13 protein-coding genes and 1 tRNA gene are annotated in these 15,691 nt (G+C 72.9%); 4 read left to right on the top strand and 10 right to left on the bottom strand.

Annotated features, from left to right (window positions below):
- Positions 1-80 precede the first annotated feature (80 nt).
- The 4 genes from C1N80_RS02955 to C1N80_RS02940 form a co-directional block, all read right to left on the bottom strand.
- Positions 81-1,121: a hemolysin family protein gene (locus C1N80_RS02955; RefSeq protein ID WP_137769413.1), complete on the bottom strand. Its 1,041-nt coding sequence runs from the start codon at positions 1,119-1,121 to the stop codon at positions 81-83.
- Positions 1,118-2,512: a hemolysin family protein gene (locus C1N80_RS02950; protein WP_137769412.1), complete on the bottom strand. Its 1,395-nt coding sequence runs from the start codon at positions 2,510-2,512 to the stop codon at positions 1,118-1,120. The genes C1N80_RS02955 and C1N80_RS02950 overlap by 4 nt, the downstream gene beginning before the upstream one ends.
- Before the next feature lie 264 nt (positions 2,513-2,776).
- The gene (locus C1N80_RS02945) at positions 2,777-3,481 is read right to left on the bottom strand and encodes an esterase (RefSeq protein ID WP_240811210.1); all 705 of its coding nucleotides are present in this window, start codon (positions 3,479-3,481) and stop codon (positions 2,777-2,779) included.
- Positions 3,482-4,139: 658 nt separating this feature from the next.
- Positions 4,140-5,666: a protein adenylyltransferase SelO family protein gene (locus C1N80_RS02940; protein WP_137769411.1), complete on the bottom strand. Its 1,527-nt coding sequence runs from the start codon at positions 5,664-5,666 to the stop codon at positions 4,140-4,142.
- Between the two features lie 67 nt (positions 5,667-5,733).
- Here C1N80_RS02940 and C1N80_RS02935 point away from each other — a divergent pair, with 67 nt between their 5' ends.
- Positions 5,734-6,285, top strand: a complete 552-nt coding sequence (locus C1N80_RS02935; RefSeq protein WP_137769410.1) for an NYN domain-containing protein — start codon at positions 5,734-5,736, stop codon at positions 6,283-6,285.
- Between the two features lie 110 nt (positions 6,286-6,395).
- Positions 6,396-8,141, top strand: a complete 1,746-nt coding sequence (locus C1N80_RS02930; protein WP_137769409.1) for a TIGR03767 family metallophosphoesterase — start codon at positions 6,396-6,398, stop codon at positions 8,139-8,141.
- Between the two features lie 115 nt (positions 8,142-8,256).
- Here C1N80_RS02930 and C1N80_RS02925 read toward each other — a convergent pair whose 3' ends face one another.
- Positions 8,257-9,909 (bottom strand): MDR family MFS transporter, encoded by a 1,653-nt coding sequence (locus C1N80_RS02925; protein ID WP_137769408.1) that lies wholly within the window; start codon positions 9,907-9,909, stop codon positions 8,257-8,259.
- A gap of 110 nt (positions 9,910-10,019) precedes the next feature.
- Between C1N80_RS02925 and C1N80_RS02920 the strand changes: the two genes are divergently transcribed.
- The gene (locus tag C1N80_RS02920) at positions 10,020-10,652 is read left to right on the top strand and encodes a TetR/AcrR family transcriptional regulator (RefSeq protein ID WP_137769407.1); all 633 of its coding nucleotides are present in this window, start codon (positions 10,020-10,022) and stop codon (positions 10,650-10,652) included.
- A gap of 22 nt (positions 10,653-10,674) precedes the next feature.
- On the opposite strand, the gene C1N80_RS02915 is transcribed toward C1N80_RS02920, so the two are convergent.
- Positions 10,675-11,649, bottom strand: coding sequence for a LysR family transcriptional regulator (locus C1N80_RS02915; protein ID WP_137769406.1), 975 nt, complete (start codon positions 11,647-11,649; stop codon positions 10,675-10,677).
- 194 nt (positions 11,650-11,843) lie between these two features.
- On the opposite strand from C1N80_RS02915, the gene C1N80_RS02910 reads away from it, so the two are divergent.
- Positions 11,844-13,127 carry an MFS transporter gene (locus C1N80_RS02910; protein ID WP_137769405.1) on the top strand — a complete coding sequence of 428 codons (1,284 nt, stop codon included), beginning with the start codon at positions 11,844-11,846 and terminating at the stop codon, positions 13,125-13,127.
- 107 nt (positions 13,128-13,234) lie between these two features.
- Here C1N80_RS02910 and C1N80_RS02905 read toward each other — a convergent pair.
- The 4 genes from C1N80_RS02905 to C1N80_RS02890 form a co-directional block, all read right to left on the bottom strand.
- Positions 13,235-13,318: transfer RNA gene (locus C1N80_RS02905), tRNA-Leu, on the bottom strand.
- Between the two features lie 148 nt (positions 13,319-13,466).
- A complete protein-coding gene (locus C1N80_RS02900; RefSeq protein ID WP_137769404.1) occupies positions 13,467-13,760 on the bottom strand; it encodes a ribosomal protein L7/L12 in 294 nt (97 codons plus the stop codon).
- Positions 13,761-13,887: 127 nt separating this feature from the next.
- On the bottom strand, positions 13,888-14,130 hold the full coding sequence (locus C1N80_RS02895) for a hypothetical protein (RefSeq protein ID WP_137769403.1): 243 nt from the start codon (positions 14,128-14,130) through the stop codon (positions 13,888-13,890).
- 99 nt (positions 14,131-14,229) lie between these two features.
- Positions 14,230-15,681 carry an amino acid permease gene (locus C1N80_RS02890; RefSeq protein ID WP_240811209.1) on the bottom strand — a complete coding sequence of 484 codons (1,452 nt, stop codon included), beginning with the start codon at positions 15,679-15,681 and terminating at the stop codon, positions 14,230-14,232.
- Between the last annotated feature and the right edge of the window lie 10 nt (positions 15,682-15,691).

Below are 15,691 nucleotides of genomic sequence, written 5' to 3'. Positions count from 1 at the left end.
TCCGACGGCGCCGCGACGGGCACCGCCCCGCCGGCCAGGACGGCCGACGGGGCGGTGGGTGACGGGCCGGGGCCCGGGCGTCAGGCGGCGACGCGCGAGTCGTCGCGGATCTGGCCCACGAGCTCCTCGAGCATGTCCTCCAGGGTGACGATGCCGATCACGGTGCCGTCCGCGTCGGTCGCGGCGCCGAGGTGCGCGCCGGAGCCCTGCATGTTCGCGAGCGCCTGCCGCAGCGGCTGATCGGCGCCGATGCGCGGCAGGGTGCGGATCCGCTCGGCGGGGATCGGCAGGTCACGGGCCTCCTCGGAGGCCTCGAGCACGTCCTTGATGTGGATGTACCCGGCGAGCGCGCCGTCCTCCCCGAGCACGGGGAAGCGGGAGAAGCCCTCCACCGCGGCGGCCTCGGCGCCCGCGGGCGTGACGCCCACCGGGAGGGTGGAGACCTTCGCGAGCGGGATGACCAGGTTCGCGACGGAGCGCTGCTCGAAGGTGAGCGCACCCAGCAGCAGGGCCTCGTCGTTGTCCTCGAGGTAGCCGCCCTCCTTGGACTCGCTCACCATCGCGGCGACCTCGTCCCGGGTGAACACGCTGGTGACCTCGTCCTTGGGCTCGACACCCAGGATCCGCAGGGCCAGGTTGCCGATCCCGTTGAACAGCCACAGCAGCGGCCGCAGCACGGTGACGACGCCCATGAGCACGGGGCCCAGGATCATCGCCATCCGCTCCGGGCCGGCGAGCGCGATGTTCTTGGGGACCATCTCGCCGAAGACCACGTGCAGATAGGTCACGAGGGACAGCGCGATCGCGAAGGCGATCGGGTGCTGGAAGCCCTCGGGAATGCCGAGCGCACCGAAGGGCACCTCGAGCAGGTGCGCGATCGCGGGCTCGCTGATCGCGCCGAGTGCGAGCGAGCACACGGTGATGCCGAGCTGGGCGCCCGCCATCATGAGGCTGACCTGCTCCATCGCGCTGATCGTCACCTTCGCGGCCCAGTTGCCCTCGAGGGCCTTGGGCTCGATGACGGAGCGGCGCGCGGAGATCAGCGAGAACTCCGCGCCCACGAAGAAGGCGTTCGCGAGTAGCAGGACGAGGGTGAGGGCGATGCCGCCGAGGTCGCTCATCGCTCATCCCCCTTCTCGTCGTCCGCGTCGTCGGAGGCGGTCTCGCCGTCCTCGTCCTCGGCGGCGGGCTCGACGGTCACGTGCAGCGTCTCGATGCGGAGGCCGTCGACCTCGAGCACCTCGATCCGCAGGCGTGCCGGGTCCTCACCGGGGGCGGGGTCGGTGTCGACCACGACCTCGTCGCCCACCTCGGCCAGGCGGCCGAGCTCCATGGTGACCAGGCCGCCGAGGGTGTCGTAGTCCTCGTGCTCGGGGACGGTGACGCCGAGGCGGTCGGTGGCCTCGTCGGGCCGGATCCGGGCGGAGAACTCCCACGAGCCGTCGGGCTCGGGGGCGTCGTCCGGCTCCTCGTCGTGCTCGTCGCGGACCTCGCCGACGATCTCCTCGACGAGGTCCTCGAGGGTGATGAGGCCGGCGTGGTCGCCGAACTCGTCGATGACGACGGCCATCTGGAGGTGGCCGGCGCGGAGCGTGTCCATGAGGTCGTCGAGCGGGACGGTATCCGGGACGAAGGTCGCCTCGCCCATCACGGCGGTGATGGGCGTCGTGGCGCGATCGGCGAAGGGGACGGCGAGGCCGCGGCGCACGTGGGCGACCCCGGCGATCTCGTTCTCCGGGTCGAGCACGGGGAAGCGGGAGTGCCCGGACTCGCGGGCGAGCTCGAGCAGGTCCTGGACGGTCTCGTCGGTCCCGAGCACGTCCATCCGGCCGCGCGGGACCATCGCGTCGTGGGCGCGCCGGTCGCCGAAGGCGAGGGTGCGCTGCACGAGCGTCGCGGTCTCCGCGGCGAGGGCGCCCTCGTCCGCGCTGCGGCGCACGAGCACGGAGAGCTCCTCGGCGCTGCGGGCGGAGCCGAGCTCCTCCTGCGGCTCGATGCCGAGGCGGCGCACGATCGCGTTCGCGTTGCCGTTGAACAGGCGGATCGGCCAGTGCAGGATCCGCGAGAAGATCCGCTGGAAGCCGACGACGGCCTTGGCCGTGCCCAGCGGCTTCGCGATCGCGAGGTTCTTGGGCACGAGCTCGCCGAAGATCATCGTCAGACCGGTGGCGAGGATCAGCGCGATCGCGACGGAGACGCTGCGCGCGGCGACGGGGCTGAAGCCCCAGCCCTCGAGCGGCGGCGCGACGATCGCGGCGATCGCGGGCTCCGCGAGGAAGCCGATCGCGAGGTTGGTGACCGTGATCCCCAGCTGCGCCCCGGAGAGCTGCGTGGAGAGGGTCTTCATCCCTTCGAGCACGCTCGCGGCGCGGCGGTCGCCCTTGCCGGCGGCGGCCTCGACGTCATTGCGCGAGACGGTGATGAGGGAGAACTCGGCGGCGACGAAGGCGCCGCACGCGAGGATCAGCAGCAGTGTGGCTGCGAGGGACAGGAGCGGACCGATCAGTTCCATCGGTTCCCCCCGTCCGGGAGGTGAGTATCTGGGTGGCCCGAAGGCCTGGGACTGTCACCGGGGGCGTCGCTGGCGGCGCTCATGGTCTCCTTGTTCTCCTCGACTCCGGCGCCGTCTCTCGGCGCGGGATGAGGGAAGCGTACAGCGCCTCCCCTGGGCCGCGGCAGAGGATTGTGCACCCGCGCACCGATGGGATCGGGTACCTTCCTCCGATCCTCGACGGTCCGCACCGTGACCAGGGGCGGGACCGCGCCGCTGGGGCGTTCAGCCCTCGGCGGAGACGCCGGCGGTGCCCCCGTCGGCCCCCTCGAGCATGCGGCCGACGAAGCCTGCGATCGCGGCGAGCTCCTCCTGGTCGATGCCGTGCCCGAGGTACGGGCGGTGCACCTCCTCGAGGGCGGTGTGCGCGGTCATGAACGCGCGCACCTCGTCCTCCATGGCGGGGTCGAACAGCGGGTCCAGGCCGCCGTGGCCCCAGAGCGCCGGGGGCCGGCGCTCCGCGAGCGCGGCGTCCCCCGGCTGCGGGGCGCCGAAGGGCCGGCCAGAGAGCTGCACGATCCACTCGAACGCGCGGGCGTCGCGACGCAGCAGGTGGAGGGCGAGCATGCCGCCCTGGGAGAAGCCGATCGCGCCGACGACGGTCCCGGGGGTGCGGGCGATCCAGTCCTCGACGGCGGCGGAGGACTCGTCGATGAGGGACGGGTCGCTCGGGTCCACGGGTGGCGGGGCCATCCAGGCGTAGCCCGCGCCGCAGGCGAGCACGCCGCGCAGGGAGGCGTAGACGGGGCCGGGCGGCAGCATCGGGGCGAGTCCGAGCAGGTCCTCCTCGTGGCTGCCGAGGCCGTGGAGGAGCAGGACGACCCTGTCTTCGGGGCCGGGGGCGTGCGGGTGGTACCGGACGGCGGCGTCGTCGATCGCGGAGGGGGCCGGGGTCAGCCGGGTGACCGGTGGGAAGCTGGGGGTGCTCACGGCTCGAGCGTAGTGCCGCGATCCGGGCCCGGGCACGGGCGGACCCGCAGGGTGCGCGGTGCGCGTGCCGGCTGGACGATGGCCGACCCCTGCGGGTCCGGGCAGCTCGCTGGTATTCGCTGCGGTCCGTCGATCTGGGGCCCGCTGCTGCGGGTCAGAGTCGATGGTCGCCTCAGCGGCGAGCCACCTCACATGTCCGATGGGAAATCATTCCTCGGATCACCTCCTTTCCGTGTGCCACCACGGTAGGTCTGTCCACCCGAGGGCGACAAGGTATTTATCCGTGGGAGGAACACGCAGGTCAGAGGCGCCCGAGGGGGTGCACCAGCCCTGCTCGTCGGGACGGGGCGGGACGACGTTCGCGCCGGCGGGCGCGGGGCCGGCGGGCGCCGGGGAGGCCTGGGCCTTCGCGAGGATCGCGGCGATGATCAGGACGACGATGGCGGAGAGGACCGTGAGGCGCCGTCCCGCACGGTCGTGGTTCGCCAGGGTATTCGCGGTGTCCTCCGGACGTCGGTGTCGATGGACGTGCCCTGAACGTGACGAGTCACGTCGGAGATCCGAGACGCCTCGGGAAGCGCCCTTCGCGGGTCCTTCGCAGCGGACAGCACGGACCCCACCTGCAGGGTCGTCCAGAACCGGTGACGACACACCTCTTTCAGGTGCCGCAGAACGTGACCACGGGATCCGCGCCACCTGCCGGACTCTCGATGTCCGCATATTCCGGACGCTCCTCGAAGGGCTCGGCCACACCGGCGAGCACGCGCAGCGCGGCCGCCTCCTCGCCCGCCTGAGCGGCGGCGAGCGCGTCCTCGAGCAGCCGGTTGCGGGGGATCCGGCGGGGGTTCGCCCGCCCCGCCTCCGCGAGCGCGGCGCGGGCCTCCGGGCCCTCCCCGCGCAGCGCGAGCAGCCGCGCCCACCACGCCTCGATCGCGGCCGACGGCGCCCCGGGCAGGACCACGCCCGGCCGGGACTCCGCCACCGCGCGGAACGCGAGCGTGTGGTCCGCCCCGTGCTCCGCGAGCAGGGCGAGCAGCTCCTCGCCGAGCTCGCCCGCCGCGGCGAGCCGCACCGGGTCCTCCACGCCGGGCACGCCGAGCTTCCGCGCGAACCCCCGGGCGCGCGCCTCGAGGTACGCCGGCTCGAAGCCCTCGAGGACGACGGTCGCCGCCGCGACCCCGCGCTCGGGATCCTCCGGGTCGATGGCCGGGAGCAGCGCCTCCGCGAGGCGGGAGAGGTTCCACAGCGCGATCCCCGGCTGGTTGCCGTAGGCGTAGCGTCCCTGCCGGTCGATCGAGCTGAACACGGCGCCCGGCACGTGGGCGTCGAGGAAGGCGCAGGGACCGTGGTCGATGCTCTGCCCCGACAGCGCCATGTTGTCGGTGTTCATGACGCCGTGCACGAAGCCCAGCAGCATCCACTGCGCCAGGAGCTCCGCCTGCGCGTTCGTGACCGCCTCGAGCAGCGCGAGCGGCGGGTTCTCCGCCTCCGCGGCGCGCGGGTGGTGGCGGGCGATCGCGAGGTCGACGACACCCCGCACGGTCCCCTCCCCGTGGTGCCAGGCGGCGTGCTGCACGGTCCCCACACGCAGGTGGCTCGCGGCGACCCGCACCAGCAGCGCACCGGGCTCGGTCTCCTCCCCGCGACGGGGTGCGATCCGCTCCCCGGTCGCGAGCACGGCGAGCGCCCGGGTGGTGGGGACCCCGGCGGCGTGCAGGAACTCCCCGATGATCGCCTCGCGGAGCATCGGCCCGAGCGGCGCCTTCCCGTCGCCGCCGCGGGCGAAGTGCGTGCGACCGGAGCCCTTGAGGTGGAGGTCGACGCGGCGCCCGCGGTCGTCCTCGAGGTCGCCGAGCAGCACGGCGCGGCCGTCGCCCAGCTGCGGGTTCGGCTGGCCGAACTGGTGGCCCGCGTAGGCCTGCGCGGTGGTGAAGGGCGGCTCCGGCGGGACCTCACCGGGGGCGAGCGGGCGGCCGTCGGCCCCGATCCTGCCGGTGAGCAGGGCGAGGCCCTCGGGACCGCGCAGCAGGTCCGGGTCGATACCGAGCTCCGCGGCGAGCGCCTCGTTCAGCCATACGATCCGCGCGGCGGGCACGGGATCGGCCTGCCAGGGCACGGACAGCGCCGGCACCGCCGCGGCGGTGGACTGGGCGAGGGCGGGCAGCGCGTTCCGGGTGGTCGCCATCGGTCCAGCCTACGGTCGTCGCCCCCGTCCGGGCGGGGGCGGGGCGGGGAGCGCGTAGGCTCGCCCCATGAGCGATCGCCGCACGTACATGCTGGTAGACGGGGAGAACATCGACGCCACCCTGGGGGTGTCGGTGCTGAACCGCCGGCCCCAGCCCGATGAGCGGCCCCGCTGGAACAAGCTCCTCGAGCACGCCGAGTCCGCCTGGCAGCAACCGGTGACCGGCCTGTTCTTCCTCGCCGTGGGCGACACGCTGCCGCTGGGCTTCGTGCAGGCGCTCATCGCGATCGGCTACCGCACCGTCCCGCTGCGCGGCGAGGGCAAGGTCGTGGACATCGCGATCCAGCGCACCGCCGAGGCCCTCGCGGAGCGCGAGGCGGACGTCCTGCTCGTCAGCCACGACAAGGACTTCGTGCCGCAGATGCAGGCGCTCGCCGCCGATCCGGAGCGCCGCACGGGGATCGTCGGCTTCCAGGAGTTCATGGCCGCGGATCTCCGCAACGTCCCGGGGATCGAGTTCTTCGACCTCGAGCACGACGTCCACGCCTTCACCTCGAAGCTGCCGCGCGTGCGGATCATCGAGATCGACGAGTTCGACCCGCTCGAGTTCATCCTCTGACGCCGCCGGCACGGCTCAGCGGGGCCCGTCGCCGGCGGGCCGCGCGGTCGCCACGTGCCGCTCCCCCAGCCTTTATCCAGGGGTAACCCTGGGCTGCTGGGCTGGGGGTCATGGCGCATCCCCACGTCCCCGCCCCCTCCTCCCCGCTGCGCCGGCGCACGCTGCTCGCCGGCTCCGCCCTCACCCTCGCCGGCACCACCGCCGCGACCCTCCCCGCCCAGCGGGCCTTCGCCGAGGACGCCGGGCTCGACCCCACCGGCACCACCCTCGCCGAGCGCGCCGTGCCCGAGGCCGGCCCCGAGGGCTCCTACCGCCGCCTCACCGCCGGGGACCCCTCCCCCTTCCTCGTGCGGGAGGACGCGCTCGAGAACCCTCCACGGAAGGCCCGCACCGACACCCGCGTCCCGCTCGCCGCGCTCGTCCAGTTCACCGACCAGCACCTGCTCGACGCCCAGTCCCCGATGCGCTTCGAGTACCTCCACGACGTCACCGGCTCCGCCTTCCGCCCGCAGGAGTCCCTCACCACCCAGGGCTCCGTCTCACTCGTCGAGCGCGTGAACGCCCTGGGGAAGGGCCCGCACACGCGCCGCCCCCTCGACTGCGTCGTCACCACCGGGGACAACACCGACAACCACGAGACCGTCGAGCTCGACTGGTTCCTCGCCGTCATGGACGGCGGCGAGATCACCGCGAGCACCGGGGCCGACGGGACCTGGGAGGGCGTGCAGACCAGCGGCGACCGGAACTACTGGAACCCCGCCGGCGGCGTGGACGACCGCTATGAGCAGGCCGGCTTCGCCCCGATCCCCGACCTCCTGGACCGCGCCACGGCGAGCCACCGCAGCCCGGGCCTCGACGTGCCCTGGTTCAGCGTGTTCGGCAACCACGACGACTCCGTCTCCGGCACGCTGCCGTCGGACTGGGGCTTCCTCACGGAGATCTACACCGGCTCGTGGAAGTTCACGGGATTCACCTCCGACGCCGCGAATCGCCAGCTCGAGTCCCGCGTGCGCACCGCTGCGACCTCCTCGATCGAGGGCACGCGCACCCCGGAGATCACCACGAGCGCCGATCCGCGCCACGACCACGAGGTCACGCCGGACGAGCGTCGCGCCCCGTTCACGATCGAGGAGTACCTGCGCGCGCACCTCGACTCGGCGCCCCGGGCGGGCGCGCCGGGCCACGGCTACACCGAGCAGAACGTCGCCGAGCGCACCGGCTACTACACCTTCGGGATCGCCGAAGGCGTGGTCGGCATCGCGCTGGACTCCACGAACCGGGCCGGCTTCACCGAGGGGTCCCTGGGCCACGCCCAGTACCGCTGGCTCGAGCGGGTGCTCACCGAGGGCTCGAGCCGCTCCTACGACGCGCTCGGGCGGCTCGTGACCCGGCGGGCGGAGGACACCTACTTCCTCGTGTTCAGCCACCACACGCCGGGCACGATGAACAACCTCCTGCTCGCGCCGGGCGAGCCCGAGCTGCGGCACGCCGGCTGGGACGTGGCGAACCTGCTGGGCCGCTTCCCGAACGTGCTCGCCTGGGTCAACGGGCACACGCACACCAACGCCGTCGAGCTGCGCGGGCACGACGTGCCCGAGCGGCGCTACTGGACCATCAACACCGCCTCGCACGTGGACTTCCCGCAGCAGGCCCGCGTGATCGAGGTGGTCGACAACCGCGACGGCACCCTGTCCCTGCTCTCGACGATCATCGAGTCCGCGGCGCCGTACCAGGGCGACTCCCTCGCGACGCTCTACCGCGAGCTGTCCTTCAACGACATCCACGCGGACCCCTCCCAGGAGGGCGAGGCCCAGGACCGGAACGTGGAGCTCCTGCTCACCGCGCCCGGCCGCTGAGCAGGGCCGTCCCGGGTGCGTCCGGCGAGCGGGCGGACGTCCCTGCCGGCCGCGTCGAAGCTGCGGCCCCCGACGGGGCGTGTGGCGAGCGCGAGCGCACTCCGGTGCGCGGGCCTCAGCGCAGGGTCGCGGGCACCGGGTCCTCGTCCGTCCCGGAGGCCTCCTGCGCGGCGGTCCCGACGGGGGCGTCGTCGGCCGGAGTCCCGTCGGCCGGCTCCTCGAGGACGGCCTCGCCGCGGGCGACGAGCCCGGCCTCGTGGGAGAGCGGGACCTGCTTCAGGGTGATCGCGAGCAGCACGGCCGCGGCGAGGAAGGGCAGCACGTACCAGAACACCGGGGAGAGGGCCTCGGCGTAGGCGCCGACGATCGCGTCCCGCATCGTCTGCGGGAGCTCCGCGAGGGTCGAGGGGTCGATCGAGGAGGCCGCGGAGGAGGCCTGGTCGGCGCTCGCCCCGCTCCCGCTGAACACGGCGACGAGGCGCTCGGTGAGGCGGCTGGCGAAGACGGTGCCGAAGACCGCCGTGCCGAGGGTCGCGCCGACCTCGCGGAAGTAGTTCGTGGTGCTGGTCGCGGTGCCGACGACGGTCGCGCTGACGGCGTTCTGGGCGACGAGGACGATGTTCTGCATGACCAGGCCGAGGCCGGCGCCGAAGACCATGAGGTAGGCGATGATCACCCAGATCGGGGTCTGCGCGGTCATGGTGGTGAACAGCAGGACCGCGCCGATCATGACGAGCACGCCGGCGGCGCTGATGATCCGGTAGCGCCCGGTGCGGGAGACGTAGGCGCCGGAGGCGATCGAGGTCGCCATCATGCCGGCCATCATCGGGATCATGAGCAGCCCGGACTCCGCGGCGGAGGTGCCCGACGCCATCTGCAGGAAGGTGGGCATGAAGCCGAGCACGGAGAACATGCCGATGCCGAGGGCGAGGCCGATCGCGGTGGACTGCACGAACAGCCGGTTGCGGAAGAGCGAGAGCGGGATGATCGGGTCCTCGGCGCGGGACTCGATGAGCACGAAGGCCGCGGCGGCGAGGAGGAAGAGCGCGCCGAGGCCCCAGGTGAGCGGCGAGTCCCAGCCGTGGGCGTCGTCCCCGCCGAGGTCGGCGAAGAGGATGAGGCTCGCGGTCGCGGCGGAGAGCGCGACGACGCCGGGGACGTCGATGCGGCGGGTGGCGAGCTTGCTGGGCAGCTGCAGGGCGAACACGCCCACGAGGAACGCGGCGATGCCGACGGGGATGTTGATGTAGAAGGCCCAGTGCCAGGTCAGGTGGTCGACGAAGTAGCCGCCGAGGAGCGGGCCGGCGATCGCGGAGACGCCGAAGGCGGCGCCGAGCACACCCATGTACTTGCCGCGCTGGTCAGCCGGGGTGACGTCGGCGATGATCGCCTGGGAGAGGATCATGAGCCCGCCGCCGCCGAGGCCCTGCAGGCCGCGGAAGATCACGAAGGCCCAGAAGGTGCTCGAGAGCGCGGCGCCGAGCGAGGCGAGCGTGAACAGGGCGATCGCGATGAGGAAGAGGTGGCGGCGACCGAGGACGTCGCCGAACTTGCCGTAGATCGGCATGACGATCGTCGAGGCGAGCAGGTAGGCGGTGGTGATCCACATCTGGTGCTCGACGCCGCCCAGCTGGCCGACGATCGTGGGCATGGCGGTGGAGACGATGGTCTGGTCGAGGCTCGAGAGGAACATCGCCGCGAGCAGCGCGGCGAAGATCGTCCAGACCCGGCGACGGGTCAGCACCATCGGTGCGGCGGTGGTGGTCATGGGGTGCCTTTCATCGACTCACACTCAGAACTGCAGTGACTGCAACTCGAAACTGTAGCGACTGCCACTAGGAGCGTCCAGAGAGGTGTGGCGCGCCGTACTGTGGCCCCATGAGCGAGAAGTCCGCCCCCGTGGCGAGGAGTCGCGGCGAGCGCACGGCCGACGCCATCGAGAAGGCCGCCCTGGAGCTCGTCGCCGAGCACGGCTACGCCGACGTCACCGTCGCGATGATCAGCGAGGCCGCCGGCATCAGCCAGCGCACCTTCTTCAACCACTACCCCACCAAGGAGGACGCGCTCCTGGGCCGGCACATGCCCCGGATCGACCAGAGCGCCGCCCGCCGCTTCATCGTGGGCACGGGTCCGGTGCTGCTCGACGCGGTCGGCATCGTCACGCCGCCGCCCATGGACCTCCCCTTCTCCCTCGAGCAGCGGATGCGGGTGGTGACCTCGCACCCCGATCTCCTCGCCGCGCAGATGCAGCGCATCTTCGCCCTCGAGGAGGAGCTCGGCGAGATCATCCAGCTCCGCGTCCGCAACGAGCACCCCGACCTCCCCGAGGAGGAGGTCGCGCCGACGGCGGAGATGATCACGAGCCTCATCGCCGGGATGATCCGCTCGCTCGGCCACCTCGCCCACCACAGTGCGGGGTCGACCCCGGAGGGCGAGGAGCGCAGCTACGACGACGTGCTCGACCGCGCCCGCGAGCTGCTCACGACGATCCTGCACGTCGGCCCGGCCTGAGCCGCCGGGCCGAGGCCAGACCTCAGCGGGCCCCGACCTCGGCGGGCCCGTCGGAGGCGGCGAGCATCCGCACGAAGGCCGTGAGCGCCGGCCGACCCGCGTCCTCGTGCACGACCGCGCCGATCGTGCGGCGCGCCATCGGCGAGTCGATCCGCAGCTCACGGACCTCGTCGGAGACCGTCGGCATCGGCGGCATGATGCTCACCCCGAGCCGCGCCGAGACCAGGCCGCGCACCGTGTAGTAGTCCTCGGTCGTCATCCCGATCCGCGGGGTTCGGCCTGCGGAGGCGAACATGGCGTGGACGAGACCGTGCACGTCGAAGTCCGCGGAGAGCATGATGAGCTCCTCGTCGGCGAGCTCCTCGACCGCGACCGGTGCGCTCCGCTGCAGCGGGTGGCCTGCGGGCACGAGCGCGACGAGCGGCTCCGCGGCCATCTCGATGGTGGTGGTGCGCGGCATCCGCGGCGGCGAGGAGAGCAGCGCCATGTCGATCCGCCCCTCCTCGAGCAGGGTGAGGCCGCGGCGGCGGGAGCCCTGCACGAGCTCGAAGTCCACCTCCGGGTACGAGGCCCGGAAGCGTGCGATGAGCGGCGGGACCACGCGCAGGCCCAGCAGCGACTGCACCGCCACCCGCAGCGTGTCCCGGCCGATCACCTGCTGCCCCTGCACCTCGCGCAGGCCCGCGTCGAGCTGCTGCAGTCCGGCCTGCGCGTAGGGCAGGAGGTGCCGCCCCGCCTCGGTCAGCTCCATCCCGCGGCCCCGGCGCTCGAACAGGCGCACCCCGAGGGTCGCCTCGAGACGGCCCAGCGTGCGCGAGACCATCGACTGCGGCTGGCCGAGCTCCGCGGCGGCGAGCGTGACCTGGCCGGCCTCCGCGACGGCGCAGAACACGGGGAGGTCCCGCAGCACGCGGCCGCGGTCCAGGCCTTCGAGACCCTCGAGGCCCTCAGCCGCCTCATGACCGCTACGACCGGAGGCGTCGCCCTGCTGCTCCATCGGCCCTCCTCCCTTGCCCGTGACGTCTGCTCGCTCACTCCGCGGGCGCGTCGGCCGGCCCGCACGGGATCGTCGTCGCCGGTCACACGATCCTATGCCGGTATCGCTATGCCAGGCATCGCTCCATGACCTTTGTGCGGGGGCGCGGCGGCTCCTAGCGTGAGCGGCGATCTCCCGAGGAGCGCCTCCCGCACATGTCGACCACCCCCACCCTCCCCACCCCCGTCCTCCGGCCGTCGGACCTCTCCGACGCCGTCCCTGCCGCCGCACCGCCCGCCGCACCGACGCCCGCGCCGTGGGCGGGGCACGACCGCGGCTCCGCGGCCTACCGCCGGATCCTGCTCGCGCTGCTCTGCGCGGGCATCGCGACCTTCGCCCAGCTGTACTCCCCGCAGGGTGTGCTGCCGATCCTCGCCGCGGACATGGGGGTCGACGCCTCCCGCGCGAGCCTCACCGTCTCCGCGGCGACCCTGGGCCTCGCCGCCTCCGTGCTGCCGTGGTCGCTCGTCGCGGACAGGATCGGCCGGGTCGCCGCCATGCGCGTGAGCCTCGTCGCCGCGACCGCGCTGGGCCTTCTCATGCCGTGGATCCCCTGGTTCGGCACGCTCATGGTGGTGCGGGTCCTCGAGGGCGCGGCCCTCGGCGGGATCCCCGCGATCGCCGTCGTCTATCTCGGCGAGGAGATCGACCGCCGGCACGCCGCGATCGCGGCCGGCACCTATGTCTCCGGCACGACGATCGGCGGGCTGCTGGGTCGCCTCGTCGCTGGCCCCGTCGCGGACCTCACCGACTGGCGCGTGGGCACCTTCGCCGTCGCCCTCATGGCCTCCGCCGCGGCGCTCGTCTTCTTCACGATCACCCCGCCGCCGCGCGGCTTCTCCCCGCACCCGGTCTCCGTGCGGCACGTGGTCGCCGCCGTCGGCCGTCACCTGCGCACGCCCCGCCTGCTCGTGCTCTACGCGCAGGGCTTCCTGCTCATGGGGGCCTTCGTCGCGATCTACAACTACCTGGGCTTCCGCCTCGAGGGCGCCCCGTACGCGATGCCCTCGAGCCTCACGAGCCTGCTGTTCATCGCCTACCTCTCCGGCACCGCGTCCTCGCGGATCGCGGGCGGCCTCGTCGCCCGGCACGGCCGGCGGCGGGTGCTGCTCACGTCGATGGGGATCATGCTCGCCGGCGCGCTGCTCACCCTCGCGCAGCCGCTCGTGCTCGTGGTGGCGGGGCTCGTGGTCATGACCGCCGGGCTGTTCGGCGCGCACGCGATCGCCTCGGGCTGGGCCGGCGTGCAGGCCGCGCAGGATCGCGCCCAGGCGACGAGCCTCTACAACCTCTGGTACTACGTGGGCTCGAGCGTCTTCGGCTTCGTGGGCGGCATGTTCTTCGTGGCGGGCGGCTGGCCGGCGCTCATCGGCATGGTCGCCGCGCTCATCGCGATCGCGGGCGGCTTCGCCCTCCTCGCCGCCCACGAGCGGGAGTGATCGCCGGCCGGCGGGCCGGTGCCCCCCCCGGCCGCCCCGGCGTGACGCGCCCCGGACACGAAGAAACCCCTGCATCGGCTCTCACCGACCAGGGGCTCTTCCATGCGTGCGCGAGGGGGGACTCGAACCCCCACGCCCTTTCGAGCACACGGACCTGAACCGTGCGCGTCTACCAATTCCGCCACTCGCGCATGTCTCCGACACCAGGTACGTACACACCAACGCCGAAGGTTCCTTCAGGGTACCCCGCGTTCACCGGGGGACCCAATCCGTCCGAGGGAGTGTTGCGGACGACACGTTCCCGCGCGGCCACCCCGCCGGCCTGGGCGTCAGGGCATGTCAGCGCAGGCCGTCGCGCCGTGCCTCGACGACGTCCTTCGCCTCCTTGAGCCCGGCTCCCGTGGCGGTGCGGTACTCCTTGATCGCGGCGATGAGCTGGTCCTGCGCGATCAGCTCGTCCACCCGCGGCGGGAAGGCCGGGCGCAGCTGGGCCCGCAGCTCCTCGAGCTCCTCGGGTCCCACGTCGGCGCGGTCGGCCAGACGCTTCACGAGCCCGCGCAGGCCGCGCACCTCCTCCTCGAGCCGGGCGATGTGGGCCTGCTGGGCCTGGAGCTGCTTCGAGGATCCGAACATGCCCTGACCCTAGCGACCGGGACGCCGGGACCGGCCGCGACGTCCGTCGGAGCCGGTCCCGACGGACGTCGGCGACAGCGCATCGATGCCGGAGGGCGAGAGGCTGGCTGACGCTCGCCCCTCCCACTCAGCCGGGTTCCCCGCCCAGGAACAGGAGCAGGAACGCCGCGACGTAGAAGAGCCACCCCAGGATGAGCAGCAGCCAGGCGAAGGACGTCAGCGTGCGGGCGCGCTCCGGGCTGCTCTCCGCCGAGGCGATCGCGAGGGCACCGAGGATGATCGACACCGGACCGCCGAGCAGCGCGCCGAGGACCGTCACGATCAGCGAGCTCCGCTTCACGCCCCTGCTGTCGATGCTCTCCGCGCTCATCACTGCCCCCTCGGTTCTGGGCCCGCTGTCCCATGTCGGGGGAATCGTACGGTGCGCGCGAAGTACCAGCTCGCCGCCGCTCGGATCCTGCGAGCGGCGTCAGCGCATCGACTCGGCCTCGTCGAAGGCCTCCTCGATCGCGGCCGTGTCGAGACGGCGCCGCACGACGATGAAGTACAGGAGCGTCGCGAGCAGCACGGCGGGCACGCCGACGGCCGCGGCGATCTGCATGCTCTCACGCACGAACACCGTGGAGAGGACGGTGAGCAGGCCGATCATGCCCACGACCGCCGTGACGACGCCGCCGGGCACCCGGAAGGTCGCGCCCTCGACGCCGCGACGCCGGTAGGCGACGAAGGTCGCGAGGATCAGGAACCACACGAGCAGCACCGCGAACACGACGAGGCTCATCATGTAGCCGAACACGCCGCCCACCCCGGAGAACGCGAGGATCGCGGCGGCGAGCAGGCCCACGGAGCTCGCGACGATGCCCACGTAGGGCACGTGACGGCGCGTGGTGCGCGCGAAGAGGCGCGGGGCGAGGCCGTCGGAGGCGAGGGAGTGGAGCATGCGGCTGCCCGCGTAGAGGTTCGCGTTCGCCGCGGAGAGCGCCGCGACGAGCACCAGGAGGTTCGTGATGCTCGCGGCGCCGGGGATGCCGATCCTGTCGAAGACCATCACGAACGGGGAGGTCGCGACGTCCTCGCCGGTGCCGGCGGCCTCCTGCCACGGCACGAGGCTCACGACGATGCCGATGCACAGCACGTAGAAGAACGCGAGGCGCACGATGGTGGTGCGCGCGGCGGTGCGGATCGAGCGGGCCGGGTCCTTCGCCTCGGCGGCGGTGATCGAGAGCAGCTCGATCCCGCCGAAGGAGAACATGACGACCGAGAGCGCGATCCAGACGGCGCCCCAGCCGTTGGGGGCGAAGCCCCCGTCGGACGTGAGGAGGGAGAGCCCGGGGGCGCTCTCCCCCGGCATGCCGAACAGCACGAGGAACAGGCCGATGAGGATGAAGACGAGGACGGCGACGACCTTGATCGAGCTCAGCGCGAACTCGATGACGCCGAAGGAGCCGACGGTCGCGAGGTTGATCCCCACGATCACGGCGGCGAAGAGCAGGATCCCCGCCCAGATCGGCACGGCCGGGAACCAGTACGCGAGGTAGGCGGCGCAGGCGACGAGCTCCGCGCCGGTCACGGCGACCGTGACGATCCAGTACAGCCAGCGGCTGAGGTAGCCCCAGAACGGGGAGAGGTAGCGGGCGGCGAGGGTGCCGAAGCCGCCGCGCACGGGGTGGCGGGAGGCCATCTCGCCCATCGCGAGCGCGATCGTCGCGGCGATGAGGGAGCCCACGGCGAAGGAGACGATGACGGCGGGTCCGGCGTAGCCGATCGCCTCGCCGGAGCCCAGGAACAGGCCGGTGCCGAGGGCGGAGCCCATGGCGATCATCGCCATCTGGCCGTGGCCGAGGGACCGCGCGAGGGTGTGGCCGGCGGCCGGTGAGGAGCCGGCGTCCGGGTGGGAGGGGGTGGGGGAAGGGGTGCTCACCCTGCCTGAC

This window comes from Brachybacterium sp. SGAir0954 (assembly GCF_005490785.1).
Taxonomy (GTDB): domain Bacteria; phylum Actinomycetota; class Actinomycetes; order Actinomycetales; family Dermabacteraceae; genus Brachybacterium; species Brachybacterium rhamnosum.
This window is presented reverse-complemented; position numbering and strand designations above follow the sequence as displayed.

Bases quoted from the DNA above. Each gene is read 5' to 3' on its own strand.
- C1N80_RS02910 (WP_137769405.1), top strand. From the start codon at position 11,844: ATGTCGACCACCCCCACCCTCCCCACCCCCGTCCTCCGGCCGTCGGAC.
- C1N80_RS02940 (WP_137769411.1), bottom strand. From the start codon at position 5,666: ATGGCGACCACCCGGAACGCGCTGCCCGCCCTCGCCCAGTCCACCGCC.
- C1N80_RS02900 (WP_137769404.1), bottom strand. From the start codon at position 13,760: ATGTTCGGATCCTCGAAGCAGCTCCAGGCCCAGCAGGCCCACATCGCC.
- C1N80_RS02925 (WP_137769408.1), bottom strand. From the start codon at position 9,909: ATGACCACCACCGCCGCACCGATGGTGCTGACCCGTCGCCGGGTCTGG.
- C1N80_RS02950 (WP_137769412.1), bottom strand. From the start codon at position 2,512: ATGGAACTGATCGGTCCGCTCCTGTCCCTCGCAGCCACACTGCTGCTG.
- C1N80_RS02955 (WP_137769413.1), bottom strand. From the start codon at position 1,121: ATGAGCGACCTCGGCGGCATCGCCCTCACCCTCGTCCTGCTACTCGCG.
- C1N80_RS02895 (WP_137769403.1), bottom strand. From the start codon at position 14,130: ATGAGCGCGGAGAGCATCGACAGCAGGGGCGTGAAGCGGAGCTCGCTG.
- C1N80_RS02920 (WP_137769407.1), top strand. From the start codon at position 10,020: ATGAGCGAGAAGTCCGCCCCCGTGGCGAGGAGTCGCGGCGAGCGCACG.
- C1N80_RS02915 (WP_137769406.1), bottom strand. From the start codon at position 11,649: ATGGAGCAGCAGGGCGACGCCTCCGGTCGTAGCGGTCATGAGGCGGCT.
- C1N80_RS02935 (WP_137769410.1), top strand. From the start codon at position 5,734: ATGAGCGATCGCCGCACGTACATGCTGGTAGACGGGGAGAACATCGAC.
- C1N80_RS02930 (WP_137769409.1), top strand. From the start codon at position 6,396: ATGGCGCATCCCCACGTCCCCGCCCCCTCCTCCCCGCTGCGCCGGCGC.